The organism is Rhizobium aouanii (genome assembly GCF_037002925.1).
Classification (GTDB): domain Bacteria; phylum Pseudomonadota; class Alphaproteobacteria; order Rhizobiales; family Rhizobiaceae; genus Rhizobium; species Rhizobium aouanii.
Genome location: NZ_JBAMYD010000028.1, coordinates 29,210 through 56,209, shown reverse-complemented (window position 1 = coordinate 56,209; position 27,000 = coordinate 29,210). Strand labels below are relative to the sequence as shown.

Genomic DNA, 27,000 nt, shown 5'->3' with positions numbered 1-27,000 from the left:
CATGACTGTTAACAATCCCATCGCAGAGGCCGAAGCGCTGAACGACCGACTGGCGGGTCTCGACCTTGCCGGACGTCTGTCGCTGGTCTCCGGCCTTGGCGGCCGCGTGGTGTTCACGACGTCACTCGGCATCGAGGACCAGGTGATCACCGCCGAGATCGGCACGCACCGCCTGCCGATCGATATCGCGACGCTGCAGACCGGCCGGCTGTTTGCCGAGACGCTGTCGCTGATCGAAGAGACCGAAAGCCAGTACGACATCCATATCCATCGTTTCGAGCCTGAAAAGGCCGATATCGACGCCTATGCGGCGCAATACGGCCTCAACGGTTTCTACGAGAGCGTCGAGGCCCGGCATGCCTGTTGCGGCGTGCGCAAGTTGAAGCCGCTTGCGCGTGCCCTCGAAGGTGCTGCGATCTGGATCACCGGCCTGCGCCGTGGCCAATCGGCCAACCGCGCCGAAACGCCCTTTGCCGAATATGACGCCGAACGCCATCTGTTGAAGGTCAATCCGCTCGCCGACTGGGACCTGGAGGCGATCAAGGCCTTCGTTTCCGCAAACGGTGTGCCGGTCAATCCGTTGCACGCCCGCGGTTACCCCTCGATCGGCTGCGAGCCCTGCACGCGGGCGATCAAGCCCGGCGAGCCGGAACGCGCCGGCCGCTGGTGGTGGGAGCAGGACGAAACGCGCGAATGCGGCCTGCATGTCGCCGAAGAGGCCGCAGCGATCGCCGCACAATAAATCCCCCACGGCTTTCCCAATCAGGGCGCGGCGACCGCCGCAGCCTTGGGAAAACCAACATCAAGGAATTGCTTTGCGGGCACCCGCAAAGGATCGATAGTCTGGAGTAAAACATGCCCGATAGCCGTCCGGATACGGAACTCAGCAATCCGCAGAGCGCCAAGGCGCCGCTCGACCCGCATCTGAAAGCGCTGGAAAACGAATCCATCCACATCTTCCGCGAGGTTGCGGCCGAATTCGAGCGTCCCGTCATGCTCTATTCGATCGGCAAGGATTCCTCGGTGCTGCTGCATCTGGCGCGCAAGGCCTTCTATCCCGGCCGCGTGCCCTTCCCGCTCTTGCATGTGAACACCGGCTGGAAATTTTCCGAGATGATCGCCTTCCGCGACGAAACCGCGAAAAAGTACGATCTCGACCTGATCGAGCACATCAATCCGCGCGGCAAGGCCGAAAACATCACGCCGTTCACGCATGGATCGGCTGCTTTCACCGACATCATGAAGACCGAAGGCCTGCGCCAGGCGCTCGATGCCGGCCAGTTCGACGCCGCTTTCGGCGGCGCGCGGCGCGACGAGGAAGCCAGCCGCGCCAAGGAGCGGATCTATTCCTTCCGCACGCCCGATCATCGCTGGGATCCGCGCAACCAGCGGCCGGAACTCTGGAACATCTATAACGGCATGATCCGCAAGGGTGAGAGCGTGCGCGCCTTCCCGCTGTCGAACTGGACCGAAGTCGATATCTGGCGCTACATCCAGGCCGAGGACATTCCGCTGGTGCCGCTCTATTACGCCAAGAAGCGGCCCTTCGTGGAGCGCGACGGCATGATGATCCTGGCCGAAGATCCGCGCCTGGAACTGCTTCCCGGCGAAGTCCGCCAGGAAGGCATGATCCGCTTCCGCACCCTCGGCGACTTCCCGCTGACCGGCGCCATCCGCTCACAGGCCACCACCCTCGAAGAGGTGATTGCCGAACTCGAAATTGCAACGGTGTCCGAACGCCAAGGCCGCGCCATCGATCGCGACCAGTCCGGCTCCATGGAAAAGAAGAAGCGTGAAGGATATTTCTGAGATGACCGCAGCCCAAACCGCCGTCTCGGCCGCAACCGTCGTCAGCCTGCCCGCCGCCGAGCCGCTCAAGGCCCTGCGCGATACCAGGCCGCTGCGCCTCATCACCTGCGGCAGCGTCGATGACGGCAAGTCGACCTTGATCGGCCGCCTGCTCTGGGACACCAAGGCAGTCAAGGAAGACCAGGCCGCCACCCTGCAGCGCGATTCCACCGGCAGGCAGAACGACCTCGGCCTGCCCGACTTCGCGCTGCTGCTCGACGGCCTGCAGGCCGAGCGCGAACAGGGCATCACCATCGATGTCGCCTATCGCTATTTCTCGACCGACAAGCGCTCCTTCATCGTCGCCGACACGCCCGGTCATGAGCAATATACCCGCAACATGGCGACCGGCGCCTCGACCGCCGATCTCGCAATCCTGCTCGTCGATGCGCGCCTCGGCATTCTGGAACAGACGCGCCGCCACGCGACGATCGCCTCGCTGCTCGGGATCAAGCAGTTCGTGCTTGCCGTCAACAAGATCGACCTGACGGGCTACGACCGCGCCGGCTTCGACAAGATCAGCCATGACTTCCGGGAATTTGCCCTGTCGCTCGGCGTCAAGCAGATCACCGCCATTCCGATGTCGGCGCTGAAGGGCGAAAACGTCGTCTATTCCGGCCAGGCCGCCATGCCCTGGTACACCGGCCCGTCGCTGGTGGAGACGCTGGAGCTTGCCACAGTGCGCTCGTCGCAGACGGTCGGCTTCCGCCTTTCCGTCCAGCGCGTCTCGCGTCCCGGCGAAAGCTTCCGCGGCTATCAGGGCACGGTTGCCGGCGGCTCGGTCAAGCCTGGCGACAGCGTCATGATCCTGCCGTCGGGCATGGTCGCCAATGTTTCCAAGATCGTTACCTTCGATCTCGTCCGCAACGCCGCCGTTGCCGGCGACGCGATCACGCTGGTGCTCGACCGCCAGGTGGATGTGGCGCGCGGCGACATGATCGTCTCGATCGACGCCCAGCCGCAGGTCGGCCTTGCCTTCGACGCACAGATCGTTGCGCTGCAGCCCGAGGGTATCGAGCCCGGCAAACGCTACTGGCTGAAGAGCGGCAGCCGCCGCCAGCGCGTGCAGGTGCAGCCGCTCAGCCAGCTGGAGCTGAAGACCGGCACCTGGAACGCTGCCCAGCGGCTCTACATGAACGCAATCGGCAAAGTCCGGCTGGTGTTCGACGAAGCGGCGATCTTCGACCCCTATGAGCAGAACCGGCTTTCCGGCTCCTTCATCCTGATCGATCCGGAGACCAACAACACGGTCGCCGGCGGCATGGTGACCGGCAAACGCACCGAACTCGGCGGCCTGCACAACGGCGAAGCCCGCGTCATCCTCTCGCTTCCGGCCGATCTTGCCGAACAGATCATGGCGAGCGAACTCTTCGCCAGCCGCAGCCATGAGGCCGAAGTGCGGCGCATGACGGCAGCCGAAGCGGCCGACCTCTGGTCGAGCGCTGCAAGCGATATTTAAGGGATAAGGGGCCAGCAAGACTGGCCCCTCACCGCAGCCCGAATCCGCTGGCTGCGGGGCTGGCGGATTCCCTGTCGGCCTCCACGGCCACTAAAAAATCAGAGTTTGCAGAAAACGGACTTTTTCAATTCACGACTCGCTGTTTTCCGCTTGCCCGCGGGCCAATGTGGGGCCATTCTTAGATCGGATCCTGGCGATGCGGTAAGGCGAGAGGTCAGGCCTTGCAACGCTCAATCTAGACCTCGAAGCATTTGACGTGGCGCCTTTTCTCGACTGATCCCCGAGCGAGGAGGTTGTCCATGTCCACGCGCTCTGTCGACCATCCGCTACAACCGGGCGACCGGGTCCCGAACGTCGTGCTTGATGCGATCTCGCGCGAGGGGAAGATCGCACTTGATGATTTTCGTGGCCGCAGCCCGTTGTTGATCGGTTTGTTTCGAGGCCTGCATTGTCCGTTCTGCCGGCGCCATGTCGCGGCCATGGCATATCTCAATCCGATGCTGCGTGAGAAAGGCGTCCAATCCCTGGCGGTGGTAAACACCCCGGTCGAACGCGCGCGGCTCTATTTCCGTTACCATCCGATACCCGATCTTCTTGCTGCTTCCGACCCGGTACGGGCTTCGCACCAAGCCTTCGGCTTACTCGAGGTCGGGATAGACACGGCCATGGCGATACGGATCGATCTTCCGGGCGAGTTGCCCGAGCCTATGGGCGTGATGGCAATGGGCGAATTTCTCAACAAGAAGGAAGGATATCAGATGACGGAAGCCGATCAGCAGATGATGACTGCCGACCACGGGCAGCTTGTCGGTCAGTTCCTAATCGACCGGGAGGGCATCGTACGCTGGAGCTTCACGGAAGTTCTGGAGGCTGGGCTCCAGACATTCCAGGCACCGAATTCTGAGGAATTGATGTCGGTCGCTTCCAGAGTCGTGCATTGACAAAGACAGCCTCGCTCGACGCCCAGCCGAAAGTCGGGCTTGCCTTCGACGCGCAGATCATTGCCTTGCAGCCCGAGGGCATCGAGCCCCGGAAACTCCTCGGAACCGTTGCGGCCTTTTGCGGTGGAACACTCCGCGTCACCCGGCTATAAAGGTCATTGTGCGTTGGCTTTTTCGCGGTAATCGATGCCCAATTCTCCCGACTCCTCAGATGAAAGCGTTAGCAGCTCGAGCTCGGGTCGCAATCAGACACTAAATTTGCCGGCGCAGGTGGCCGCCTCGGATCCGCCGGGAAGCACTCAAACCGACGACTCGCCACCGCCCAACGGATCCTTCGGCCAAACTCGACGGGCCGCCAGGACTCTATTCCGTGCGCTGCGCCAAGATTTGCAGGCAAGTTCTGCTTTGGCAAAGATCAAGACGGCCGCCTTGTCTTGGAGGACGAAGCTGAGGTCGATGCGGCCTGGAATCGCGTCCGCTCCCCACAAGTGGATGACGAGTGCTTTGGTCAAAGTGGGGCGCGGTCAGCGTTCAAACCCACGTGAAAGTCGACGAAGCGCTCCGTTCTTTGCGGGCTGGCGGAAGTTCGCTATCGGGTTGGCCCTGCTTGTCTGCCTCCTTATAGGAAGCGTGCTGGTGTGGGCACTGAAAGACGTGCCCTGGAGCGAAATCCGGGATGGAACGTTAAAGCCGGTCGTCGTGCTGGAAACCGCCGACGGCGCGCCGTTGGTAAGACAGGGACCTTATCAAGGGCCATATGCGCGATACGACCAGTTTCCGCCCCATCTGATCGATGCCGTCCTTTCGATCGAGGATCGCCGGTTCATGGATCATTTCGGCGTCGACCCCAGGGGCATCGGGAGGGCGCTTCTGCGGAACTTGGAGGCTGGCGCGGTGGTGGAGGGTGGCAGCACGATCACCCAGCAACTCATCAAGCTGCAATACCTCGACAGCGACCGAACCATAAAACGAAAGATACAGGAGGTCGTCATCGCCTTCTGGCTGGAGTGGAAGCTCGGCAAAGCGGAAATCCTGACGCGCTATCTCAATAGCGTCTATCTTGGCGCGGGCGCTACCGGGATGCCTGCCGCCGCGCGCATCTATTTCAACAAGGACATCGGCGCACTCAACCTGCCGGAGTCGGCGATGCTGGCGGGGTTGCTGCGGGCGCCGAGCCAATGGAATCCGATCGACAATTTCGAAGGCGCCCGGCAGCGCACCTTGGTCGTTCTCGACGCGATGGCAGCCAATGGCAAGATCACCGAGCCACAGGCGGCGGAGGCCAAAACGAGCTTTGCCAGGCTGCACCCAACGACGCCCACGCCGCGCTCCGGAAGCTGGTTTGCCGACTGGATTTCACCGCAAGCAAGCGAAATCGCCGGCTCCTCGCCAGGTTCGACGACGGTGCGCACCACGCTGGTGCCGCGGTTGCAGCAGATCGCCGAAAGGGTCGTGAAAAGAGCTCTGGACAGTGAGGGAAAGACAGTCGAAGCATCGCAGGCGGCCTTGGTTGCTATGACGCCCGACGGCGCGGTCGTAGCGATGGTTGGAGGGCGCGACTACAAGGCAAGCCAGTTCAACCGCGCCGTCACGGCGATGCGCCAGCCGGGTTCCACCTTCAAGCTATTCGTCTATTACGCAGCATTGAAGGCTGGGCTCACCTTGTCTGACCGGGTTCCGGACGTGCCAATTGACATCGATGGCTGGTCGCCAGAAAATTCCGGTGGCAATTATCGCGGCTGGGTAACGCTTGCCGAGGCGTTCGCGCGATCGCTCAATGCCGCCTCAGTGGCACTTGCCGAAGAGGTAGGGCTGGACAATGTGATAGCCGCAGCGCGTGAACTCGGCATCGATGCGCCACTGGCAAACACGCCATCTTTGGCGCTTGGCACATCAGAAGTAAATCTGCTTAACCTCACCAGCGCCTATGCGTCCGTCCAACTCGGCAGAGCACCCGTCAGGCCCTGGGGCATCATCGACTTCCAGGCGGCAGGGCAGCCCAAGACGTTTCGAGTTGGCTCACAAGCAAAACCGAATGTCGATCTTTCGCCCTACCAGTCCGACCTCCTCGGCCTGCTGCAGTTGGTGGTCGAGCGCGGCACTGGACGTGGGGCAGATCCCGGCACGTTTGCGGCCGGTAAAACCGGCACGAGCCAGAACAATCGCGATGCCTGGTTCGTCGGATTCACGGACGCGCTCGTCGTCGGTGTCTGGGTCGGCAATGATGATGACGCGCCGATGAAGGGGGTGACGGGCGGCGACCTGCCAGCGCATATCTGGCGGGACTTCATGCGTGAGGCAACGACCGAACCGACGCTGAACGGAGTGCGATCGACCGAAGCAGTAGTCGATGGCCAAGGCGCACCGCAATCCTGTAATATCACCGCCTGTTCGCGCAGTTACCGCTCATTTCGGCCGTCCGATTGTACTTATCAGCCCTATTCCGGCGGCCGACGGCTTTGTGAAAAGTGATGTGATGCGGCAGAGATCGAGCACCGGCCATCCTTGCCTCACGCCCGTTTCGCAGATCGGTGCTGAATATCGTTTGACCGATGCTGCGAAGGCTCACGAAGAGAAGAAATCCGGACGTTCGGCTGGCGCTATCCTGCTGATACCTTGATCGGTCAGCGTCCGTTATTTCGGCTTACGCAGATCGAGAGATCCAGTCGGAATAGGAACCACACTGGCAAGTCGTTGGCCTACCACCGCACCGATTGTGGCAACCCCGGAGGTATTCCTGGATGCCGGCTCGATCTGGCGAAGAAACAGTCCGCTATCATCTGCAAGAGATCCGATGGTAATCATCGGCTCATCGTCGACGAAAAGTATCAATCCAATGCCGGATCCAACCTTATCCTCCACCCTGCATGGGACGGCTCGCAGTACGGTTTCCGCGTCTGTCGAAAACAGGGATTTCACAAGCCCGCCAAGTGCTTCGACCTTATTGACGAACGGCCGCACGATGAATGTGACCGCTTCTTCTTCAGATAGAGTGAGTTCGACGGAAAATTGAGCCGGCGCAGAACCGGTTGGCAGGCAAGCACTATAAAGCTGAAAAATCGCGGCGCGGGCGAAATTCAGGCGTGTATCATTGGATTCGGCTTCGACGATTGATTGGAGAAAGCGTGAAGAGTTCACTGCCGGAATCCCTCTTTCGAATCGGGATAGCCCGATGATGATCCAATATACGATACCGCTTCTGGGAGCGAGCCGTCCGCATTATTCATATTACCAACTGCTGACCTTCGAAAATCTCCAGTTTGTCCCCGATATCCTGGATATACCGCGAATATTCGGCGAAGCTGGAGACTCAGTTTAGATCGCAACAAAATATGGAAGCATTTAGGTCAATATATTGGCGTGTCGAGATCGCTATCACTGGTCTATTTGTATGCGACGATGTTGCGGATGAAACCCCTGGAGCATGATGCCGAAAAGTGCCAGCGGTATTCGGACGACATCTTCGTCCAGGGGAAAGAATAGACGCGGTGCCGTACCCGATCCATCGCTCAAGACGACAAATGCTGGACGGCGGAATGGCTCCGGTGGCCTGATTATTGAAGCTTGAGGGCCGCGTCGCGCAGAGCCTGCCAAGCAGGGCTTCCATCGTTATGGATGTCGAATTTGTCGTAGTCGTCCTCAGGATAGAGGCCCGAGTCCTGGGTGCTGGTGAGCCGCCAGACCACCCAGCCTCCGCAATCCGACGTGGCGATCGTGTTCAGCCAAGTCCCATAGGCTTTTGCCTGATCGGGATCGGATCGGGGAATTCCAAATTCTTCCAGGATCACCGGTTTTCCGATATTTCGCCCGATCGCGCAGTATTCGCGAATGCGGGCATCGAAATCGGAATGGCTCATTTTGACGTAGGACGGGTAGCCATGCCACGTGCCGAAATCGACGCTTGGAATGTTCATATCCGCCAGCTTCTGTTCCATGTTCCCATGGCCCGTCGTTACCAGCTGTTTCGGTGCCAGGGATTTGACATAGGCTGACATTTCCGACACCCACTCATGAAGGAGCGGTTTGGGATGGATGTCAGGTTCGTTGGCCAGATCCCAGGCAAATATAGTGGGGTCGTCGGAATAGCGCACACCTGTAATCGTGTTGACGCGCGACAGAACATGCCGAACCCATGCCTTGTAATCGCGGCGGGTTCGCGGATCAGCGGCAAAAAAGGTGTATTTGTCCGAACTCCCGTACCAGGCATTCATCTGCTGCGCACCGCCCGTGTAGGCCCAGAAATCGACGAATGCGAGGATCAGCTTGAGCTTGCGCTTCGCCGCTTCCGCGATGAGGTAGTCGACCTTTTGCAGACCGTCGGGTCCGTCATTGGGAACCATCTTGTTGGTTATCGGATCCCAACTCATCATATAGATGCCCTTGGTGCCCAGATTGCTGGAATCGGCCGTGCTTTTTGAATTCCAGATCGTCGGCACCCGGCCATCCAGCGACCCTATAACCGGTTGCAGGAAGGTGCGCACCACATTGGCACCCATTGCCGTGGCATCGTCCAACACGCGGGTGACTTCGCCTGGCGAGCCAAATGTCAGATAATGGTTGTTGACGCCGGCCACGCGAAATGGCTTGCCGTCCAGCAGAAAGCCCCCCTCTTTCGTCGTGACGAAAGATTGCCCAGATGACTGTGCGTCCGCAGATCCGACTTGAGCAGACCAAAAAAACGCCAGCGCCGCAGCGCCGATAGCGAAATTCCGGAAATGGTGAATAGGCCTCATGCGAAGAAACTCCCTTTCAAGCCCGTGACGCAATTCCGATTTGGTCTGTCTGATCGAGGGAATTGCTGCCGTATGTCGAGACACCGGCAGCCGCTGATGGCGCGATGGTGGACTGCGTCGCAGTGTGCCGAGTGGCCCAATACAATGCCGGGCACAGAAACAGGCCCTCCAGCGAAACCGCAATGACCCAGAAGTTGGCTGTACCGGCGATCCCGAATTGCGCACCACCGACGGCGGCCGCGATCTCCAGCACCGCACCGCCGGTCAGAACGAGCGTGGCAAGACCCAGGCGCCGTCGGACACGTTGAACCGCCAGATAATGATACTTCAACGCCATTCCGAAAGCGGCAACGCCAAGAAACTGGAGGCCATTTCCTGCAATCACAGCATAGGCGGGATTGAATATCCAGAGCATGAAGCGCGACAGGAAGAGGAACGCCAAGGCGGTCGCCGCGCAGACCAGCATCGACAAGCCGAGCGACAGGCGCAGGCGCGCAGGAAATAGCTCCGGCTCCCGCAGAGCGATGGCAAACAACACCGAGGCGAGTGACGCAGGGACGAGAAGCGCAACGTTCAGCACCGTCCAGGCGGCATAGAAGGCGGCGTTGATCTCAGCAGACAGCATCACCGTGACGACGAAGGGCAGCAGCAGCGCCGGCGCCTGAACAGCCATGCTGAGCGTATGATGGCCGAAAACCTGTCCGAGCACCGGGCGGAAGGCGCGGATCTCCGGCCGGTGGAAAACGCGCCTGCCGGCATAAACAAGAAGCCCGGCCACGACGACCAGCGAGACAAGCTGCCCGGTAAACCACGTGGTGAAGATCGCCAGTCCGCTGGTCGCCCGGCCAAGTGCCAGGCCGAGAGCGATCAGCAGAAGAAGCTTGCTGGCGGCAAAGACGACATTTCGGGCCAGTTGAAGGCCGCTGCGCAGAAGGCCGACCAGGGCTTGGTCGAGCACGAGGGTCACGGCCGTCAGAGCGCAAGCGGCGACGAAGAAGAGATCGGTCGCCGAGGAACCGACGATCGAGCCAAGCTGCGTCGATGTGAAGGCAGCGATAGCAAGGTAGATCAGCCCCATCATGATGGAGGCGGTGAACGAGGCCAGGAGGGCGCCCGTCAGAAACGGGCCTGCTCTTTTTTGACGGCCTATCTCGCCCATCAGAAAGGGCCCGAGACCGACTTCCCCGAGATTCGCGAGGAGATTCATCAACGATATGGCGGCGGCGGCGAGCCCGACAGCTTCGGCCGAGAAGGAACGCGCCGCGAACCACCAGTAGACGAAGCCGAGAATGGCCGTCATCAACGTTCCAAGCCCCAGCATGCCTGCATTGAGGAGCAAAACCGCCTGATTCATCAGGAGGCTGCGGACCTTGGTCATGGCGGCGCTGAGGGTCATCATGCCTATTCCACCGGTTCGAGAGCGCGAGCAGGAACGGAGGTGAACGGTCGCGTAAGGGCAGCGCGGGTCCGGCCGAGAGCGAAGCCGGCCGCAGTGGCCGCCAGGCCGGCGCCCAGCGCGACGGCGCGAAGAAGGCCGCTCGGCTGGCCAAGCAGCGCATCAGCAAATCCCCGCAGAACCCCTTGGGGCAACGCCCTCGTCATATAGGTCTTTTCCGATGCCAGCGCCTCGCCGGAACCTGCCATCAACGATAGGCTGGCTTTTGAAAGCCCTTCGGCCCAGCAGCGGTGGAGGAAATATTTCCACGTCGCGCGATCGGCGGGTATGGCGTGATCGCTGCCGCTCGATGGCTCGAAAACGAAACGGCCTTGTGGCAAGGCCTTGGTTGCACGGATGCAGAGTTCGGTTTCCTCGCATCCGAGCGGCAAAGCCTTGGCCGTTCGGCCCAGGCCGGAATCGAAGCCGCCCGTATGATCGAAGACGGAGCGGCGGATGCACATCGACGCGCCGATGAGGTTGCGCACCGGCCCCGGATGAAGGCCGCGATAGGTGCAGCCGAGGGTCCACAGGAACTCGTCGGGAAACCAGGACGGACGGTCTGTTTCCCACAAGGGGCGGATGGCGGAGACGGCGCCCAGAACCGAGGGATCCTCCAGTTGCCGCACCAAGGTCGCCAGCAAATCCTGATCCGACACGGCGTCGTCGTCGAGAAACACGATGACCTCGCCGCGGCTGACAGAAATCCCGGTGTTGCGGGCGCCGGAGAGGCCGGGCGGATGAATATTCTCGACGATCCTGACCGGGGGTTCGAACCGCTTGGCGCGCAGACGCAGCGCCAGTGCCGGATTGTGATCGACGATGACGACGATCTCGTCCGCGGCCGGGACCTGGCGCGCTGCCGCCGCGATTGCTTTGTTGAGAATGTCCCAGCGCTTGTCGGAATAGCAGCAGATGACGATTGCCGTCGTGAGCTTGCCGGGCACGGAGTGCTGGAAATCATCCATTTTTCGGCTCCGGAGCGAACTGAAGGGTTATTCCGGTCGGTGCCGGCGACTGGAGCGTGTCGATGGTCATCCAGACCTTGCGGTAGATCGTTCCCCTGTCGCCGTCCTTGTAGAGCCAGGCTTCCAGCCGTGCGGGGGGGCGCGTTTTTGTCGGTACGGAGAATTCGAAGGTTTGGCTGGAGGAAGGTGCCAGTTCGAAGGTTGGCATCTTTCCAATCAACGTGCCGCCCAGAACAAGGTCAAGACTGTAAAGCGTCTTGGCGTCTTCCGAATTGCGCACGCCGACCGTTACCACATTGTTCGTCCAGTTCCATTTGGGCACCATCCAAAGCTCGGTGAAATGAAACGGCTTGCGTTCAAGCGCGACCGGGCGCGCCACGAGGACGGCACTCGTCGCCAAGATCATGGAAACTGCGAAGGCCCCAAAACGACGGCCGGGCCAAGCCCAGGGAATGGCTGGAACCGGCCTTGCGAGCTGCAAAACGACGTTCAGCCACCGAACGGCGATAGTCGTCAGGCCCAGCGCGTATACCCAGCCTCGCGCATCGAGATGCCCAACGACATGCAGCAGAAGCCCACAAAAAATGCAGGCCGCGAAGCTCAGGAACACCGAGAGCGTCCCCCTCGTGACCATATCGCCCTCTATGCGCAGGGTGTCCACCAGCATGCGGCCCGGGAGATACAGTATCAGCGGCGCGCAGAGCACCAGGCGGGCGGCCTTCTCCCAGGTCGAAAAGGTTTCGGGCAGCCAGGTTACGGCCAACGCAGCGGCAAGAACCCACAGCGGAATGATTCCCAGAAAGACACGGCGGGCCATCATCGGGGACGAGCTCCTGCATCCGCCCATGCCGTCGCGCCGATGATCTCCGCGGCGCCCGGGTTCACCTTCATGAGCTTCTGCCGTATCACGTTCGGGTCGAAGGATTTCTGGACGAGATGAACGATCTTGCTGTCCAGCCGGCTCAGAGTGAGGCCGAGACGGCTATGGATCTGCGTCAGATAGGTCCCGCGCGCATCGCGCATCGTCGGCGATTGGTGCATCACATCGAGCAGAAAGACGGAATAGAGCGTCCATTCCCCGAACCGTGTCTGGTCTTTTGTCGCGCTGAGCCCCTGGAGCAGCTCGACGTAGGGTTTTGAGCCGTGTTTCGACGCGATGTAGTCATTCAGCGCGATGAGCCATTCGCGCTTGAAACAGAAGAAATCGTTGATGAAATCGACGTAGCGAAAAGACCGGGCCGGCTCGACGCCGAGGATCTTTGCAACATTGCGCAACCGTTGCTTCTCGAAACGGTAGTGCAGATCGGGAAGCCTGTGGCTGGAATAATAGAGAACCGGGTCGCCCCGGTCGATCAGATCGGTCGTCGCGATGGGCCGCAGCAGCAGTGTATCCGCACCGAGATTGCAGAAATGCTCGGTCCGGCAGAATTCGAAGGCGCGCAGCTTGATGATCTGCTGCCGAAACCAGCCGGGAAGTTCCAGTTCGCTGGCCGAAAGCCAGTCGTTGTCGCCGGTGACGCCTGCGCCGGGCACGAGACCCTTCGCATCGAGGAAGGCTCTTAAAGCGGCCGGGTTGTCGGTGACCATGGTCAGGTTTCCCTTGTCGGGGAAATGCTGCTGGTAGGAGCGAAGGGACGCTTCGAGCAAATATTCGATGTCCCGCGAATGGACGCACATGAAAGCGTCGATACGGCTATCGATCATTGCAAATCTCCGTCTGGTCGTCCTACGGATTGCACCGGCTCTCCGGTCCGCCTAGGAGGGGCTGCGGGCTGCCGCGTTTTCCCGAGCCGCCCAACATCGAAAATGACCATGAAGCCGTTGTCGAAGGTGCGGTCGACATCGGGCTCGGAATTGAACTTGAGCAGCGACGACGGCTGGAGGGGGACCATGTGGTTTCGGTCCTGCGCGCCCCCGTCGAAATAGACGCCGACGCCGGGCAGGCCGGTGGTCATGCGCAGGTCGACCATGACGAAGCCGACTCTCGAGTCGATCAGCAGCTTGCGTTCCATCGGGCCGAGATCGGCAGCGGTGATGGCCATGCCTGTATCCTGCCCACTCTCAAGCGTGGTCGAGACCTTTTGCCGGCCGTAGGTGGACAGGAGCAGGCGATTGATCCGGTCGGTTGCGAAATGCCGGTCGTCGCCCAGCCATTCCCTGGTCCACTTTGCGGCGCTGATCCCCATCGGTTCTATCGACGAGGAGTCGGCCGACACTTCATAGCCGGCCGGAACCAGGATACGTGGCCCCTCGGAGCTGATGACGCCACCAATCAGCACCGTTGTTGCGGCGGCGGCAAGCGCCGTTGCGCGTAGCCAGCCACGCGACGTGCCGTGCCAGAACGCCGCGACGGCCACCGCGACGACAATTGCGACGCCGAGGAAGGATAACGAGCCGATGCGGTTGCCGATCTCCCACCCACTGCGCGTCAGGCGGAAGATGATGCTGACAGGATAGGCCAGCGTCACCAAAACGAGGACGACGAGAAGGCTTGACCGCCACAGGCGCCATCTGGTCGGCGGCCAGAGGATGCTGGCATTCCGGGGCTGCCCATTGAAAACGAGCGAGCGGAGAAAGCCGGTGAGAAGGCCCAGGCAGATCAGCGCGACGCCCGCCATCGTCAGATAACGTTGCCACGCAGGCGCCAAGGCTCCCGTGTCCGACACGAAAAGCTTACGTGTCGCGGTCGAGTTCGAGACGAGTTGCACTACCTCGTGTATGCCGCCTGCCAGTACCGGAAGGATGTAGCTGCCGGTGGGGTTGCCTACGATCTTCGACCAGGCGACCGGAGCAATCACGGCGATCGAGGCCAGCAGGATCGCCTGCCGCCTCTGCATAGCGGACGCGCCCTGCCTCAGGCATTCCATCACCGCCGTGCCGCACAAAAGGGCCATGCAAAAATAGGAGGTGAGATGATGAGTAACCGCGAGTGCCACGATGAGGACGATGGTGGCGACGACCGTCGACCAGCCTGCCGTGCCGCCTCGCTCCATGCGTCGGCTTTCCGAAGCCAACAGTACCGCCGCAAGCATGGGGATCGCCAGGCTTTCATAGGAGTAGTGGACGTCGAACAGCAAAAACGCGGACGAGCCCATGTAGATCAGGCAGGCAATGGAGGCGATCCGTGCCGAGCCCGTGATCTTCTCAAAGAGCAGGAAGAGCGCCAGCATCAGCATCATCCGTGCGGCCGCCAATACGATGAGGCCTGCCGCGAAGACGGACAGTCCGGACAGGTTGACCAAGGCGGACGTTATGAGCTCCAGCCCGGGATAAAGGGGGCTGACCGGCAAAAGGGGATTGGGCAGGAACAGCCGCCCCGCCTCCAGAATGTCGTTCACCGTCGCCCAGTGCAGGAATTCGTCATGGTCTACGAAGGCGACGGGCGCGCGGATGACGCGTACCACGAAGAGGGCCGAGGTCACGACCACTATGAGCGCCAAGCGCTCCAGGCGGCTGGCTCCCGGATGGATGATTCGCGCCGCCGCGGGGAGAAAGATCGCGGCGATGGCGCAATAGAACGTGGGAACCGCCCAGCTCTCTCCCAGCCGACTGGCATTTGCAGCAAGAGCGGCCACAACAAGGGCGCAGCTGCACAGGAAGGCAAAGACCGGCGACATCCCCAGCGACGAAGGATCGGCAACGCTCCCGACCGCGCTGTCCTGCCTGCGCAGGCCTAGAAATGCGGCGATCCACAGATCGACGCGTGGAATGGAAACCCTTCCTGGATAGCCATGACGATAAGCTCCGTCCTGGTAGGCCTTCTGCCGGCCTGGAGAAGCCCGCCCCTTAACAGTCATCGTGCTTCAAATCTCCAAGCAGTGCCGGACCGGTTCGCAGTTCAGGCTGCGGATGCGAAAGTACGTGTCCGTACACCTTCAGCAGCCGGTCCGTGCAATCGTCCCAGTCTGGCAACCTCGTCTCAATTGAGATCGGCCCCGCGTCCATGGCGGCGAGCATTTCACGCGCGGTGACGTCTGGCGAAGCATTGAGCGGAACGGATCGCACGAGGCCCTCCTCAGCCAGCTCCCGAAAGCCGGATGTGTCGGTGGTCAGTACCGGAGCCTTGACCGAAAGCGCCTCCATAACCGCCACGGGATGAGCTTCATAATCGCTGAGGAGCACGACAAGAGCGGCCGAAGACAAAAGATCGGCCATTGCGGACCGGTCGGTCGGCGGAATTGCCCCGATCTCGACACGGTTGCCGAGCCCGAGCTCGGCCACCTGCTGACGCAGCTTTGCCTCATAGGGGCCCTCCCCTAGGATCCGAAGGCGCATATCGGGGAATTTCGTTGCCAGCACATGAAATGCAGCAAGCGCCCGATGATGACCTTTGTAGCGCTCCAGCCTGCCGAGCGAGACAATCAGCGGCCTGTCGTGAGGTGAAGCCGGTCGCCGCCCGGACTTTTCCGGCAGGCGCGCGCCATTGGGGATAACGATGAACCGGTCTCTCGCGATTGCCATATTGTGGCTGAATAGATCCGCTTCGAACCGCGACACGCCAATGAGTTGCGCTGCCCTGGCAGCCAGAGGCGCAAGCATTCTATGTTGGAAGCGTCGGATCGAAGACCTAAATCGCGACGAATGGCCACCGCTGTGAAAGGTGACCACGAAAGGAAGGCCCTTGCGCGATGCGGCTGCCATTCCCAGCGGCGCCAGGAAGGTGTGGTAGCCCTGAACATGCATCAGGTCCCAATCCCCTTCGGCGACCGCCCTGAAGACGCCGGGGGCGAAGCACCAATCCCGCCCACGGGGAAACGTCCTCAGCCTGACAATCTGTACGCCGTCTCGGGTTTCCGCTACCGGAAGAAGGCCGTCGGGATTGCCCGTCAAGACCGTCACCGTGTGCCCCTTGCGCACGAGCCTGATTGCAACCTCGCTTACATGGGTTTCCGTTCCTCCGGCAAAAGGCAGGTATCTCGCGCTGAGCATCAAAATGCGCATCATGCGGCCTCGCCAATTCAATCCAGCCCTCAGGAAATGCCCGGCTCGAGGACTTGGACGCCCGTCGGCGTACTGACGCGCTCTCGGAAGATCGTCTTCAGCACGCGCCAGCCGTCCGGAAGGGCACGCAGATTGCTGACGCCGTAGATACGCTCCGATTCAAAGCTCGCGACTTCCATGATTTTGAGCTTGTTCTTGAGGGCACGCAAATTGATCAGCGTCTCAATTTCGAAGCCGTCGCAATCGGCACGCAGCAAGGGAACATGCCGTCTCCAAAAGCCCATGTAGCCGTAGCACAGATCGCTGAAAGAGCTGCCATAGAGCATCCGGACCAGGAGGGTCAGGCCGAGATTGCCGAAACGGCGGATGACCGTCATGTCGCTGGTGCCGCCACCCTGCATAAAGCGCGAACCCTTGACGAAATCCGCACCTGCAACAAGAGCCGCGACGAACAGGATGATTTCGTAGGGATCCATCGAACCGTCAGCATCAAGCATCACGATCATATCACCAGATGCGGCTTCGAAGCCCGTCCGTAATGCGATACCTTTGCCCTTCTTAGGTTGAAGTACGATCTTGACGTCGTTGCGCATGCTTCGCGCTATGTCAGGCGTTCCGTCTGTCGATCGCCCATCGACGATGATGATTTCATGCACCCATGTCGGTATGCGGGGCAAGAGCAGCTTAATGTTTTCCGCTTCGTTCAAGGTTGGAATGACGAGTGAGGTCCTTGGCAAATTGAACATCGGACCTTGAACCGGCATCGAGGAATGCGAGGATTCTAAAGCTTCGATTGCAGACATAAGCTCTCCTTGGCGTTTTGGACCGCGTGACAAATCGCAAATCGACGATGCCCCTGAGCTCTTTGGCCGAGAGGAGGACTAAACTCTCCTGGAAGAGTATGTGGCTAAGTCTCAATGCACTTTGATCAGATCGCCAGGCTGTAAGACCGTTTCTTCGGTCGCAGGTTCGACGATGACACCATTCGGTCCAGGCCGAACGATTTCAAATTCAACACCGGCGCTATCCTTCGACGATACCATCGACCGGAAAATTTCAAGATCGCTCTCGGTCGTCTTCAACGCCGTGGATAGGCCTCTTTCGGCATCCGCTGCCGACTTTTCGATCTCGATCTTGCGTTCGATACGATCGCGCTCAACGTCCTGTTTCGCTGCCGCCAGCCGTTGCTTTGCGCTCTCGACATCGATGACGGCTTGCTGCTTTCGATCTTCCGACTCTGTCAGTTCGCTTTGTGCCCGGGTCAACTCAATGCTGGTGACAAGTTTGTTTTTGGCCAACTTCTCGATACTTGCCAGCCGATCCTGACGGACCCGAATGGTGGCATCATAATTGCCGACGCGTGCCTGACGCAGATCGAGATCGGCCTGAGCATTGGCCACAGATTTTGCGTAAGCACTGCTCTGCGCATCCTTGCTCGTCGTTACCAATTGGCGCTGCCATGTCTCATCATCCAGCAACCGTTGAGCATCGGGATCGGGACCAAGAACAAGTGTGCCGATGCTGGCAATTTGTACGGAATCGCGCTTTGCCCTGAGCACCTCGGTTCGCGACGCAAGCCGCTTCAGATCGGCCAGCCCAGTCTTCAACCGCTCGATCTGGCGTGTAATCTCCACACTCTGCCACGGCTCGATATTCTTCGCCGCCATGCCACCCGCTTGCGCAACAGCATGCAGAACCGTCATGCCATCAACATATCGAAACGAGCCAGGATTACGCACCGGGCCGGTAATATAAATCGGCTGGTGCTCAATCTTGACGATAGTCACGAACCCTTTTCTGCCGACCAAACTTTCGTACGAAGGAAGAATTATCGCCTCCACATCCGCCGGAGGAAGCCCTCGAACCGGGAAGCGTCCCAAAAGCGGAAGCGAAATCGTTCCGTCCGCTTCAACGACGTATTCGCCAGTGAGCTCGGGGCGCTGATAAAAGTTCCAGGGAACCGTGCCCCGCGAGCCCGTCCAGCGATCTTCGACGGAGGCCAAGCTTTCGTAAAATGCGAGATTCAATTTATCGCCTGAGCGAAGAACGTCACGCAACAATTGAGGCTGCCGCGCCGAAGTCTCACCAGATGCCACAACCGAGACCGCTTCGTTGGGTGCAGGTAACTCCTCCGCCGCTGACGCCACCGGAACAATCGCTGCAAATACAACGCATAGTATTTTAGAACCGCTTCTCAACCTATATTCAGGCATAGCTGGCGATATTATCTGCGAAAGCTTCATGTTTCGAATTTCCGCTTTGAAAACGCTGAACACCCTCTGATCTCTTTAAGGTTAACATAATATTAACCATATTCAATAGTACTTAACAATGATTAATACATCTGACAGGCAGGCTAAGAGCCTGAATTGAAAAGAATTCAATAAACATAACATCTTGCGGCGGCTGGGCAGCACTTCGAAAACCTTGACATCATCGGTTTATTTGACGATCTGCAGGGCGAGATTTGCGATCTTTGCAATGCAGCTCTGAGCCAAGAAATGGCTTCAAGAACGACACTTACGCCGTCGCGATCCTGAATATCGGCGGTGTCCAGGGGATGGCTTTCGGCGCTTCCGACCATCCGGGCGCGCGTTTCGGCGCTCTTATCCGGGATGAACCGACTTGTATGCGCGCTGGCTGGCAGCCATTTATCCGAAAAATGGCATTATGTTATGTATTTCAGAGATCTACAGCCATAGAAGCTGTTGCGATAGGGTGCCCGCCATCGAGGTGTGGGCTCTCGGCACAGGCCGACCGCTCTCCCGCAAAACGACGCCTGGCACCGCAGTCGGCGTCAATGACAGGGAAAGGTTCAAGCTCTATGTCTGCAGATGAAAAGCCACTGATCGCTATCGCCGGTGCAACGAGCAAACAGGGGCGCAGCGTCGCCGCGGCACTGCTTCAGAGCCAACGTTTCCGGGTGCGAGCTTTCACCCGGAAAAAGGATTCGCCTGAAGCCTTACGCCTGGAGAAACTCGGCGCTGAAATCGTCACCGTCCCTCTGGAACTTGGCCTTCGGAAGGACCTCGTTGCTGCATTCAAAGGCGCGGACGGCGCATTTTTGATGACGCCGCCGATCGCCCCGCCGGAGACAATCGAGGCTCCTCTCGGGCGGCAACTGGCGGATGCCGCCGTGGAGGCCGGCGTCGGGCATCTAGTTTTCAGCACGCTGGAGAATGTCGACAAGATCACCGGCGGGACGAAGTATGCGCCGCATTTTACCGACAAGGCGCGCGTTGCCGACCATATTCGCGGCCTGCCTATCTCTCATTCCTTCGTCATGCTGGCGTTCTTCTACACCAATCTTCTCGAATATTATGTGCCGCGCATGGAGGGCGATACGCTGCTGCTGCCGATTTATCTTCCCGAAGATTTCCGAGCGCCTTTTGTCGATCCGCTGACGGCGACCGGGCCGGTCGTCCTCGAAATTTTCTCAAACCCCGAGCGCTACAACGGCAAAACGCTGCCGATCGTCGGGGATATCATTTCTCCGCGGGAGATTGTCGAAACCTTTCAGCGTGTGACCGGGCTCAAGGCCGAGTATCGAAACGCTTTCACCAGGGATGGCCTGCTGCGCCATTTTCCAGAGTTTGCCGCCAACGAACTTCTCATTCGAGAGATTCTCGGGATGGTCGAATATGCCGTCGAATATGGATATTTCGGCAAGGAGCATGACCTCGAACGGAGCCGTCGCGTGAACCCCGATACGCTCAACTGGGAGCAGTATCTGCGGAAGACGGGGTGGCGTGGCGATAAGCGGTCTTTCGGACTTTGAAGCATGTCGCGCAACGACATGCTTAAAAACAAAGACCTCACGATGGCCGGATTCCCGGCAATTTAGAAACCTCGGCGACAAGAAAGTCGACGAGAAGCCGAACGCGGGCAATGGCTGCACGCTCTGGAACGATCAGCAAGCTCACCGGAACCGGTAAAGGACGATAGTCGCCAAGCACGACTTCGAGCTGACCGTCGTCCAGAAGATCGTGAACCAACCAGAGGTGTGCGGGGCCAATGCCGCGTCCGGCGGCAAGGGCTTTGCGCGCCGCAAGCCCGTGATCGACGCGCAGCTTGCCGCTCACCGGGATCATCAGGCTTGTGCCATCGGGAGAGGAAAGAACAAGCTGATCGCTGCCTGCCACATTGGACATGATGACGGTTTCGTACCGTGACAGATCGGCGGGGCCTTCCGGCCATCCGTGGACGGACAAATAGCTGGGAGCGCCAACCAACAGCCGATGGCTCTCTCCGAGCGCATGAAGCTTCATCGCACTGTCGGCGAGAGGCCCAAGACGGAGTGCGACGTCAACGCCTTCGCGAACCAGGTCGATCCGCTCGTCCGTCAGGTTGAGGTCTACCCGGATGTCCGGATGCTTGTCCTGGAAATCGAAGATCAGGCGCGTGATGTGCATCACGCCGAGCGCTGCCGTACAGGAAAGCCGAACAGCGCCCGCGGGGGCCTGACGGGCATCTCTGGCTTCTTCGGCAGCCTGTTCGACCAGGCGCAATATCTGCAGGCAGTTCGTATAATAGCGGCTGCCCTCGTCCGTCAGGGTGACGCGACGCGTGGTTCGGCTGAGAAGCGGTACGCCGACAGCCTGCTCCAGTTCATTGAGGTGCCGCGTCACGGTGGATTGACCGACACCCAACTCTCTTGCGACCATCGACAGGTTGCCGCGTTCGGCGACGCGGACAAAGGTGCGCATTCTGTCCAGAGACAGTCCCGTATTATCCATTTTTCAGCACAGTGATCGTCATTCATTCCATATAGGGAATGATCTGGATTGTGCCTAGCCAATCAGAGAGGAACGCCCTCTGCCCAAGAGATCGCCGACACCAGCCCCTCATCCGGCTGCCGCCACCTTCTCCCCGTAAACGGGGCGAAGGGGATATGTCGCAACCTCTCCGTTTCCCACCCACCTCTCGCGGGGCACGTCCCCTCGCCCCGTTTACGGGGAGAGGGCTAGGGTGAGGGGCCGCCATCAGCGCGAACCGGACAGCCTACCGCGTCGAACCACGTGGGATGATGGAGAAGCCGCAATCGACCTTGTCTTCGCCGGGCGGCTCGTCGCGGACGGCGCGCAGCAGCATGTCGGCGACGCGGTAGCCGATATCGTAGCGCGGTATGTGGACCGTCGTCAGCGACGGCTCGGTGAAGGCTGAAAATTCCAGATCGTTGAAACCGCAGATGCCGAAATCCTCCGGCACGCGGATGCCGCGCACGCCGCATTCGATGAGCACACCGAGCGCCAGTTCGTCGTTCTGGGCAAAGACGGCATCGACATCAGTTACGCGCTGCAACAGGCGGGTCAACAATTCCCTTCCGAGACCGGTGGTGCCGGCCGCATCCGCGCCGATGGCTAGATCGGGATCGAAACGGCCGGCTTCGCGCATCGCGTCCTCATAGCCCTGCCTGCGGCGGCGCGCGCGAAGATCCGTGCTGCCGCCGATGAAGGCGATCCTCTCATAGCCCCTCGACAGCAGGAAACGCGTGGGTTCGGCGCCTGCCGCATGATGATCAAGGCCGACGACCAGCCTTTCCGGCTCCTGGCTGAGATCGGTGATATGGGCGATCGGACAGGCGGCATTCTCGATCAGCGGCAGAAGATCATGATAGGATTCGGCACCGGCGATGATGACGCCGGCCGGCTTCTGCATCAGGAAGGATTTCAGCTGGCCGGCCTCCCGATCGGCATGGTGGAGCGTGCTGGAATACTGCACACCGAATTCGGTGGCGCGCAGGCGATCCTCGATGCCGATCATCAGGCCTGCAAAGGCGGGCCGATGCAAAGCGGGCGTGATGACGCCGACGGTGCCGTTGTGGCGGCCGGCCAGCGCCCGGGCGGCAAGATTGGGGATATAGCCCATCTCGTCTACCGTGCGCAGAATAACCTCGCGCAAATCTTCCGAGACGATTTCAGGATTGCGAAGCGCGCGCGAAATGGTGATGGGGCTGACCCCAACCTTCTTCGCCACATCGCTCAACTTCACATGCGCGCCGCGCCTGGCCTTCCGCCCCCGCTCCACTGCCGTCCTCACCGCCCCATTGTATGTCGCCCGCGAGACTCGCTAGCTCTCGATTCGCGATCTTTACTTTCTGAAGAAGAAATAATTTAGAGTCTACTAACATTTTATATTCGCAACAGGATCCGGGAATATAATTTCCAGAAACAGCAGCAGGATCGTCTTTCGGCAAATTACGGGCGCAGGCGGCAATCGGATCACCGCCTTCGGGAATAAGCCATTTATTTTCGAATGAAAACATCGCGAAGGACGCGAAACGAGGCAAGACCAGGCCGGAATTTCCGAAGTGGGGCAGTTGGCCGGAACACATCGGGAGCGAAGATTAAATTCCAGTCATATCTTACAAATCGGCAATATAAACATGATCAAACTTTAATTTGTAAATCCACTAGCCGAGATCATATGAATCTCGAGCGCCAATTCTTCTCCTTCCCCCCGGTCGCCGCCGCTGACGACTGCGCGTTCCCAGGAGGAATTGGCGCCAAACGCCATCCGACGCCAGGTCCCAGGACATGGAACCACGACGCCATTCAAAGCCAACGCTCTCGCAAGGGTCCACCGCCCAAGGGATCACCACCATGTCACACATCTTCCGCAACCATCGCACCGCAGCCCTTGTCGGGGCCGCCATCATCGCCGGCGCAGCCTGCCTGCCCTTCGCCATCAACGCCTCCAATGCCGTTGCCGCGCCCTCTGATACCGGCGGCATTCTCGCGCCGAGCGGCTCCTTCGCCTCCATCGTCGATGCCGACAAGCCTGCCGTCGTCACCATCACCACGACGATGAAGGCGACCGATGTCAGCGCCGGAGAGCAGGAGTCGCCGATGGATGAGCAGTTCCGCCAGTTCTTCGAAGATCAGGGCATCCCGCTGCCGCGCCAGGCTCCGCAAAAGCGGCCTTCGCAGCAGGCGATGGCGCTCGGCTCCGGCTTCATCATCAGCGCCGACGGGGTGATCGTCACCAACAACCATGTCATCGACAATGCCGTCGACATCAAGGTGACGCTGGATGACGGCACCCAATTGCCGGCCAAGCTGATCGGCACCGACCCGAAATCCGATGTCGCCGTGTTGAAGATAGAGGCGGGCAAGCAGCTGCAGACCATCGCCTGGGGCGATTCCGACAGGCTGAAGCTCGGCGACCAGATTCTGGCGATCGGCAACCCCTTCGGCATCGGCACCACGGTGACGGCAGGCATCGTCTCGGCGCGCGGCCGCGACCTGCACAGCGGCCCCTATGACGATTTCATCCAGATCGACGCGCCGATCAACCACGGCAATTCCGGCGGCCCGCTGGTCGACCGCAACGGCAATGTCGTCGGCATCAACACCGCCATCTATTCGCCGAACGGCGGCAGCGTCGGTGTCGGTTTCGCCATTCCCTCCGACGAGGCCAAGGCGATCGTCGCCAAGCTGCAGAAGGACGGCTCGATCGATCACGGCTATCTCGGCGTGCAGATCCAGCCGGTCACCAAGGATGTCGCCGATGCCGTCGGCCTCGACAAGACCGGCGGCGCGCTGGTTGCCGCCGTCACCGCCGACACACCCGCCGCCCATGCCGGCCTGAAGCCCGGCGATATCGTCACCTCAGTCGGCGGCGAGAGCGTCAAGACGCCGAAGGACCTGTCGCGCCTGGTCGCCGACCTTTCGCCGGGTGCCAAAAAATCCCTCAGCGTCTGGCGCGACGGCAAGACGATCGATCTCAATGTCACCGTCGGCGCCAATGCCGACGGCCAGAAGCAGGCGGCGGCCGAGAACCCGGCCGCCCAAGACCAGACCACCGGCCAGCCGAGCCTCGGCATCGGCCTTGCCGATCTGACGCCCGACGTGCGCCAACAGCTCAACCTGCCGCGCTCGATCAGCGGCGCGGTGGTCGCCAAGGTCGCCCCGGACAAGTCTGCGGCTGCCGCCGGCATCCAGTCCGGCGATGTCATCGTCTCGGTGAATGACAGACCGGTCCACAACGCCCGCGACGTCAAGACCGCGATTGCGGACGCCGGCAAGGCCGGCCGCAAGTCGGTGCTGCTGCTCGTCGAACGCGATGGCAACAAGACCTTCGTCGCCGTGCCGTTTGGGGCTGCTTGAGACGACAGGACCTCGGGAAGCGGGCGTCCGGTGGCTGCCCCTCACCCAGCCGGATGAGGGGCTCAGCGATCTCCTCAGCCGGAGTGATCAGAGAGGTAACATCTTAGGATCGGCCTGTGGCAGCAGGCCCGTTCACGGGATCTCGGACAATCGTTCAGGCAGCCTGGTTTTGGGAAAACGATAGCCTGACGACCGCAGCGATGCGTCCGCACGCCCGGACGCCGTATAGCGCGCGATCCGATGGGCTTTCACCGGGGCACCGCCGTCATCCTGCCATCGGGCAAAGGAGGCGTCTTCCATTGCCTGCGGCAGCGGGCCCGAACTCAACTGTGTTGCGAGATACATTTTCAGCGCCGACTTCAACGCGGCCTCATCGACGATTCCCATCCGGAAACAATCAATGAGGAAACTTGTGGCGGTAATCTCATCCTCATCGACCGCGTGGGTTTCGCCGCCGCGAAAGCCGGCCTTTCGCAGAATACGATCGAGCATCCTTAAATTGTCGACACCGAAAAACTGATCTGACGTGGAAGACATGACGTCCTCCTTCGTTGGGGCTAGGGTTCACTGGGCGCGCCCCAAGCAGCGGTGCCCGTATCGTGCCCGCCGATAAATTAGCTTGCGCTTATTGCCGGCTGACCGCAACCTCATTCGGCAGCCGCCATTGATAATGCCATGGCGGAACCCATTTTAGCTAAAGGAGGATACGCATCATGCAGTTCAACGATGAAGCGACCCTCACAAAGCCGTCGGCACTGCCGGTGGAAAGGCGTGCGCTGGTCAATCACCTCAGAGAGGCGATCGCGCGCCTGACGCACGGGCTGGCAGCCGCCGGATTGGTGGAATTCGTGCCGCCTCTGCTGGAGATCAATAAAGTTCTCCGCGATATGACGGACGAAATTTCCCGTGCAGATTCGCTCTATTCCGATGAGGTTATCACGGGTACGATGCGCTTGATCAAGACATCGGAAGCCTTGCTTGAAAACCGGGTTATCGTGCAGACCATCCACTAAGATCTGCCGACGCCCGGACATGCAGGCAGGATGATCGCTGGACATCCGGCGTCAAGCTATTCGCTCCCTCGTGCATCCATCATCACCACTGGTGCCCGAGTTCCGCAGGTCGGCCGCGCCCACTTCCAAGGATAACCGCAATGGCACTTATTTTCCCCAACAGAAGCCGCAGCTTCGACGAAGCGAGAAAAGGCGTCCGCTTCACCGGCTATGACGGCATGTTCGAAGTCCGGTTTCTGGTCGAAGAGGCAGCCCTCGGCAGCGCGATCACCCAGAACTCTTCCGAGGCCGCCTATCTCAATGCCTTTGATGCGGCGCGCTCTTCCATTCAGGAGGCCGCATCGAGAGCCTATCAGCATCGACGCGGAAACAACTTCACGCTGACCGCCGCAGATTTTCGCTGATCGCTGGAAGGCGCATGGCGCCGGCACGCTGAAACGGCCGTCGTCCCGCACCGCCGCATGAGAGGAGGAGCAAAGCATAATGGTTTGCACGCGATACCGCCCGAAGGACCTGAAGCTGGCACGCCGCCATATCGTGAAAGCGGCGCACCGCATTGCCGACCAGGAAAGGGTGATCCGGACACTATCGCTCAAAGGCGCCCCCGCCGGACCGGCCTACGCGCTGCTGGACAGGCTCTACGACAATCAACGACGCAAGCTCGCCCGCCTGAAGCTGATCGAAGCGATGCTGAATGAAAGCCTAACCTGCCCCGCGCTCCGCCAGGCTTGCAACCCGCCCGGCAAGACCAACACGCATCTACGCCTGATCTCTCCTGCTTCGGCAAGCAGCCGGAACCCGGATTGCTTGCCTTAAGGCGCAGAGCAGGGCAGCCCTTCCGTCCGTTCATCTTCGATAATTCGATTGACGTGGTATCGGGAAGCTAAGTGGTTTAAGGTGCGGCCTTCAGACTTGCCGCGCCTCGACCATCGATCTTAGCGCGGCTTTGCTGCACGATATATGGAACTCCAGACAGACACGGCTAAGCGCTGTCCGATACCAGCCTTCCCATAGGGGCGCGGATTGCTTGATGCATCTTACCAACGCGGCTTGCTGAACCAGCATCGCGTTCAATGCCACACGACCACCCACAGGGAAAACGATGACAGACGCACCTGAAAATGAAGCCCTTTTCAACATCACCGGACACTATGTGCAGGAATTGAAGGCCGTTCTTCAAAGTGAGAGCATTGTCGAAGGCACCGACTACGAAAACAGCGCCTTTAACGAAAAACGACGAAACGAAGGACTTCACCTGCTGCGCTTCCACAAGACCGGGATCGCAGCGCAGGCGACGCAGATCTGGGAAAAACACAAGACGGCCCGAGCGCATCGATAAAACGCTACCAAGCCAATTCTTCGACCGATGTCGACTTGAGAGCGCCGATCCTTGGTCCGGAGCCGATAGAGCATGATGCCGAAAACTGTGAGCGGTTTTCGGACGACATCATGCTCAAACTCTTTAATTGAGAACAGGATTTAGATTTTCGGGCCGACCCGGCCCTAAAATCATCCTGTTCCAGCGCTGGCGTGCGGCGACATCGGCTGATGTCG

General features: G+C 60.1%; 25 protein-coding genes and 1 pseudogene. 13 read left to right on the top strand and 13 right to left on the bottom strand.

Annotation, left to right across the window (positions count from 1 at the left end; translation table 11 throughout):
• The first annotated feature begins 1 nt into the window (after position 1).
• From V8P77_RS32625 to V8P77_RS32595, 7 genes and pseudogenes are all read left to right on the top strand, one after another.
• On the top strand, positions 2 to 742 hold the full coding sequence (locus tag V8P77_RS32625; RefSeq protein WP_335916426.1) for a phosphoadenylyl-sulfate reductase: 741 nt from the start codon (positions 2 to 4) through the stop codon (positions 740 to 742).
• A gap of 113 nt (positions 743 to 855) precedes the next feature.
• Positions 856 to 1,809, top strand: a complete 954-nt coding sequence (gene cysD / locus V8P77_RS32620) for a sulfate adenylyltransferase subunit CysD (RefSeq protein ID WP_003546395.1) — start codon at positions 856 to 858, stop codon at positions 1,807 to 1,809.
• A 1-nt stretch (position 1,810) separates the two neighbouring features.
• Entirely contained in the window at positions 1,811 to 3,307 is a 1,497-nt protein-coding gene (cysN, locus tag V8P77_RS32615) for a sulfate adenylyltransferase subunit CysN (protein ID WP_335916422.1), read from the top strand.
• Between the two features lie 299 nt (positions 3,308 to 3,606).
• A complete protein-coding gene (locus V8P77_RS32610) occupies positions 3,607 to 4,248 on the top strand; it encodes a peroxiredoxin-like family protein (protein ID WP_335916421.1) in 642 nt (213 codons plus the stop codon).
• Entirely contained in the window at positions 4,245 to 4,400 is a 156-nt protein-coding gene (locus V8P77_RS32605; RefSeq protein WP_335916420.1) for a hypothetical protein, read from the top strand. Before V8P77_RS32610 ends, V8P77_RS32605 begins: the two co-directional genes overlap by 4 nt.
• A 34-nt stretch (positions 4,401 to 4,434) precedes the next feature.
• A complete protein-coding gene (locus tag V8P77_RS32600) occupies positions 4,435 to 6,720 on the top strand; it encodes a PBP1A family penicillin-binding protein (protein ID WP_335916419.1) in 2,286 nt (761 codons plus the stop codon).
• 46 nt (positions 6,721 to 6,766) lie between these two features.
• Positions 6,767 to 6,868: pseudogene (locus V8P77_RS32595) on the top strand (quinone oxidoreductase); the annotation flags it as partial.
• 14 nt (positions 6,869 to 6,882) lie between these two features.
• Here V8P77_RS32595 and V8P77_RS32590 read toward each other — a convergent pair.
• From V8P77_RS32590 to V8P77_RS32545, 10 genes are all read right to left on the bottom strand, one after another.
• The gene (locus V8P77_RS32590) at positions 6,883 to 7,386 is read right to left on the bottom strand and encodes a hypothetical protein (protein ID WP_025393705.1); all 504 of its coding nucleotides are present in this window, start codon (positions 7,384 to 7,386) and stop codon (positions 6,883 to 6,885) included.
• A 416-nt stretch (positions 7,387 to 7,802) separates the two neighbouring features.
• Positions 7,803 to 8,981, bottom strand: a complete 1,179-nt coding sequence (locus V8P77_RS32585) for a glycoside hydrolase 5 family protein (RefSeq protein WP_335916417.1) — start codon at positions 8,979 to 8,981, stop codon at positions 7,803 to 7,805.
• A gap of 16 nt (positions 8,982 to 8,997) precedes the next feature.
• Positions 8,998 to 10,380, bottom strand: a complete 1,383-nt coding sequence (locus tag V8P77_RS32580) for a polysaccharide biosynthesis protein (RefSeq protein WP_335916415.1) — start codon at positions 10,378 to 10,380, stop codon at positions 8,998 to 9,000.
• Positions 10,381 to 10,382: 2 nt separating this feature from the next.
• Entirely contained in the window at positions 10,383 to 11,384 is a 1,002-nt protein-coding gene (locus tag V8P77_RS32575; protein WP_335916413.1) for a glycosyltransferase family 2 protein, read from the bottom strand.
• Positions 11,377 to 12,204 (bottom strand): hypothetical protein, encoded by an 828-nt coding sequence (locus V8P77_RS32570; RefSeq protein WP_335916411.1) that lies wholly within the window; start codon positions 12,202 to 12,204, stop codon positions 11,377 to 11,379. Before V8P77_RS32570 ends, V8P77_RS32575 begins: the two co-directional genes overlap by 8 nt.
• The gene (locus V8P77_RS32565; RefSeq protein ID WP_335916409.1) at positions 12,201 to 13,088 is read right to left on the bottom strand and encodes a DUF6492 family protein; all 888 of its coding nucleotides are present in this window, start codon (positions 13,086 to 13,088) and stop codon (positions 12,201 to 12,203) included. Before V8P77_RS32565 ends, V8P77_RS32570 begins: the two co-directional genes overlap by 4 nt.
• Positions 13,085 to 15,181 (bottom strand): putative glycosyltransferase family protein, encoded by a 2,097-nt coding sequence (locus tag V8P77_RS32560; RefSeq protein ID WP_335916407.1) that lies wholly within the window; start codon positions 15,179 to 15,181, stop codon positions 13,085 to 13,087. The genes V8P77_RS32565 and V8P77_RS32560 overlap by 4 nt, the downstream gene beginning before the upstream one ends.
• Positions 15,171 to 16,328 carry a glycosyltransferase family 4 protein gene (locus tag V8P77_RS32555; protein WP_335916405.1) on the bottom strand — a complete coding sequence of 386 codons (1,158 nt, stop codon included), beginning with the start codon at positions 16,326 to 16,328 and terminating at the stop codon, positions 15,171 to 15,173. Before V8P77_RS32555 ends, V8P77_RS32560 begins: the two co-directional genes overlap by 11 nt.
• A gap of 26 nt (positions 16,329 to 16,354) precedes the next feature.
• Entirely contained in the window at positions 16,355 to 17,128 is a 774-nt protein-coding gene (locus V8P77_RS32550; RefSeq protein WP_335916404.1) for a glycosyltransferase family 2 protein, read from the bottom strand.
• 111 nt (positions 17,129 to 17,239) lie between these two features.
• The gene (locus tag V8P77_RS32545; protein WP_335916402.1) at positions 17,240 to 18,601 is read right to left on the bottom strand and encodes a polysaccharide biosynthesis/export family protein; all 1,362 of its coding nucleotides are present in this window, start codon (positions 18,599 to 18,601) and stop codon (positions 17,240 to 17,242) included.
• 548 nt (positions 18,602 to 19,149) lie between these two features.
• Between V8P77_RS32545 and V8P77_RS32540 the strand changes: the two genes are divergently transcribed.
• Positions 19,150 to 20,103 carry an NmrA/HSCARG family protein gene (locus V8P77_RS32540; RefSeq protein ID WP_335916446.1) on the top strand — a complete coding sequence of 318 codons (954 nt, stop codon included), beginning with the start codon at positions 19,150 to 19,152 and terminating at the stop codon, positions 20,101 to 20,103.
• A 37-nt stretch (positions 20,104 to 20,140) separates the two neighbouring features.
• Here V8P77_RS32540 and V8P77_RS32535 read toward each other — a convergent pair whose 3' ends face one another.
• Together V8P77_RS32535 and V8P77_RS32530 are read right to left on the bottom strand one after the other, a co-directional pair.
• Positions 20,141 to 21,061 carry a LysR family transcriptional regulator gene (locus V8P77_RS32535; RefSeq protein WP_335916401.1) on the bottom strand — a complete coding sequence of 307 codons (921 nt, stop codon included), beginning with the start codon at positions 21,059 to 21,061 and terminating at the stop codon, positions 20,141 to 20,143.
• A gap of 265 nt (positions 21,062 to 21,326) precedes the next feature.
• Positions 21,327 to 22,316 (bottom strand): LacI family DNA-binding transcriptional regulator, encoded by a 990-nt coding sequence (locus V8P77_RS32530; RefSeq protein WP_335916400.1) that lies wholly within the window; start codon positions 22,314 to 22,316, stop codon positions 21,327 to 21,329.
• Positions 22,317 to 22,927: 611 nt separating this feature from the next.
• On the opposite strand from V8P77_RS32530, the gene V8P77_RS32525 reads away from it, so the two are divergent.
• On the top strand, positions 22,928 to 24,433 hold the full coding sequence (locus tag V8P77_RS32525) for a DegQ family serine endoprotease (protein ID WP_335916398.1): 1,506 nt from the start codon (positions 22,928 to 22,930) through the stop codon (positions 24,431 to 24,433).
• 132 nt (positions 24,434 to 24,565) lie between these two features.
• Here the strand turns inward: V8P77_RS32525 and V8P77_RS32520 are convergent, their stop codons facing one another.
• Positions 24,566 to 24,970, bottom strand: coding sequence for a hypothetical protein (locus tag V8P77_RS32520; protein ID WP_335916397.1), 405 nt, complete (start codon positions 24,968 to 24,970; stop codon positions 24,566 to 24,568).
• A gap of 176 nt (positions 24,971 to 25,146) precedes the next feature.
• Between V8P77_RS32520 and V8P77_RS32515 the strand changes: the two genes are divergently transcribed.
• From V8P77_RS32515 to V8P77_RS32500, 4 genes are all read left to right on the top strand, one after another.
• Positions 25,147 to 25,446, top strand: coding sequence for a hypothetical protein (locus V8P77_RS32515; RefSeq protein ID WP_335916396.1), 300 nt, complete (start codon positions 25,147 to 25,149; stop codon positions 25,444 to 25,446).
• Between the two features lie 140 nt (positions 25,447 to 25,586).
• Positions 25,587 to 25,850 carry a DUF1488 family protein gene (locus tag V8P77_RS32510; RefSeq protein ID WP_027664972.1) on the top strand — a complete coding sequence of 88 codons (264 nt, stop codon included), beginning with the start codon at positions 25,587 to 25,589 and terminating at the stop codon, positions 25,848 to 25,850.
• 79 nt (positions 25,851 to 25,929) lie between these two features.
• Positions 25,930 to 26,262 (top strand): hypothetical protein, encoded by a 333-nt coding sequence (locus tag V8P77_RS32505; RefSeq protein ID WP_335916394.1) that lies wholly within the window; start codon positions 25,930 to 25,932, stop codon positions 26,260 to 26,262.
• Between the two features lie 286 nt (positions 26,263 to 26,548).
• Positions 26,549 to 26,785 (top strand): hypothetical protein, encoded by a 237-nt coding sequence (locus V8P77_RS32500; protein WP_131666494.1) that lies wholly within the window; start codon positions 26,549 to 26,551, stop codon positions 26,783 to 26,785.
• Positions 26,786 to 27,000 lie beyond the last annotated feature (215 nt).

Coding starts and splice junctions, on each gene's coding strand:
- V8P77_RS32550 (WP_335916404.1), bottom strand. CDS start 17,128: ATGTCTGCAATCGAAGCTTTAGAATCCTCGCATTCCTCGATGCCGGTT.
- V8P77_RS32570 (WP_335916411.1), bottom strand. CDS start 12,204: ATGATGGCCCGCCGTGTCTTTCTGGGAATCATTCCGCTGTGGGTTCTT.
- V8P77_RS32515 (WP_335916396.1), top strand. CDS start 25,147: ATGCAGTTCAACGATGAAGCGACCCTCACAAAGCCGTCGGCACTGCCG.
- cysN (WP_335916422.1), top strand. CDS start 1,811: ATGACCGCAGCCCAAACCGCCGTCTCGGCCGCAACCGTCGTCAGCCTG.
- V8P77_RS32575 (WP_335916413.1), bottom strand. CDS start 11,384: ATGGATGATTTCCAGCACTCCGTGCCCGGCAAGCTCACGACGGCAATC.
- V8P77_RS32585 (WP_335916417.1), bottom strand. CDS start 8,981: ATGAGGCCTATTCACCATTTCCGGAATTTCGCTATCGGCGCTGCGGCG.
- V8P77_RS32505 (WP_335916394.1), top strand. CDS start 25,930: ATGGTTTGCACGCGATACCGCCCGAAGGACCTGAAGCTGGCACGCCGC.
- V8P77_RS32555 (WP_335916405.1), bottom strand. CDS start 16,328: ATGATGCGCATTTTGATGCTCAGCGCGAGATACCTGCCTTTTGCCGGA.
- V8P77_RS32600 (WP_335916419.1), top strand. CDS start 4,435: ATGCCCAATTCTCCCGACTCCTCAGATGAAAGCGTTAGCAGCTCGAGC.
- V8P77_RS32580 (WP_335916415.1), bottom strand. CDS start 10,380: ATGATGACCCTCAGCGCCGCCATGACCAAGGTCCGCAGCCTCCTGATG.
- V8P77_RS32625 (WP_335916426.1), top strand. CDS start 2: ATGACTGTTAACAATCCCATCGCAGAGGCCGAAGCGCTGAACGACCGA.
- V8P77_RS32540 (WP_335916446.1), top strand. CDS start 19,150: ATGTCTGCAGATGAAAAGCCACTGATCGCTATCGCCGGTGCAACGAGC.
- V8P77_RS32525 (WP_335916398.1), top strand. CDS start 22,928: ATGTCACACATCTTCCGCAACCATCGCACCGCAGCCCTTGTCGGGGCC.
- V8P77_RS32535 (WP_335916401.1), bottom strand. CDS start 21,061: ATGGATAATACGGGACTGTCTCTGGACAGAATGCGCACCTTTGTCCGC.
- V8P77_RS32560 (WP_335916407.1), bottom strand. CDS start 15,181: ATGACTGTTAAGGGGCGGGCTTCTCCAGGCCGGCAGAAGGCCTACCAG.
- V8P77_RS32565 (WP_335916409.1), bottom strand. CDS start 13,088: ATGATCGATAGCCGTATCGACGCTTTCATGTGCGTCCATTCGCGGGAC.
- cysD (WP_003546395.1), top strand. CDS start 856: ATGCCCGATAGCCGTCCGGATACGGAACTCAGCAATCCGCAGAGCGCC.
- V8P77_RS32510 (WP_027664972.1), top strand. CDS start 25,587: ATGGCACTTATTTTCCCCAACAGAAGCCGCAGCTTCGACGAAGCGAGA.
- V8P77_RS32500 (WP_131666494.1), top strand. CDS start 26,549: ATGACAGACGCACCTGAAAATGAAGCCCTTTTCAACATCACCGGACAC.
- V8P77_RS32520 (WP_335916397.1), bottom strand. CDS start 24,970: ATGTCTTCCACGTCAGATCAGTTTTTCGGTGTCGACAATTTAAGGATG.
- V8P77_RS32610 (WP_335916421.1), top strand. CDS start 3,607: ATGTCCACGCGCTCTGTCGACCATCCGCTACAACCGGGCGACCGGGTC.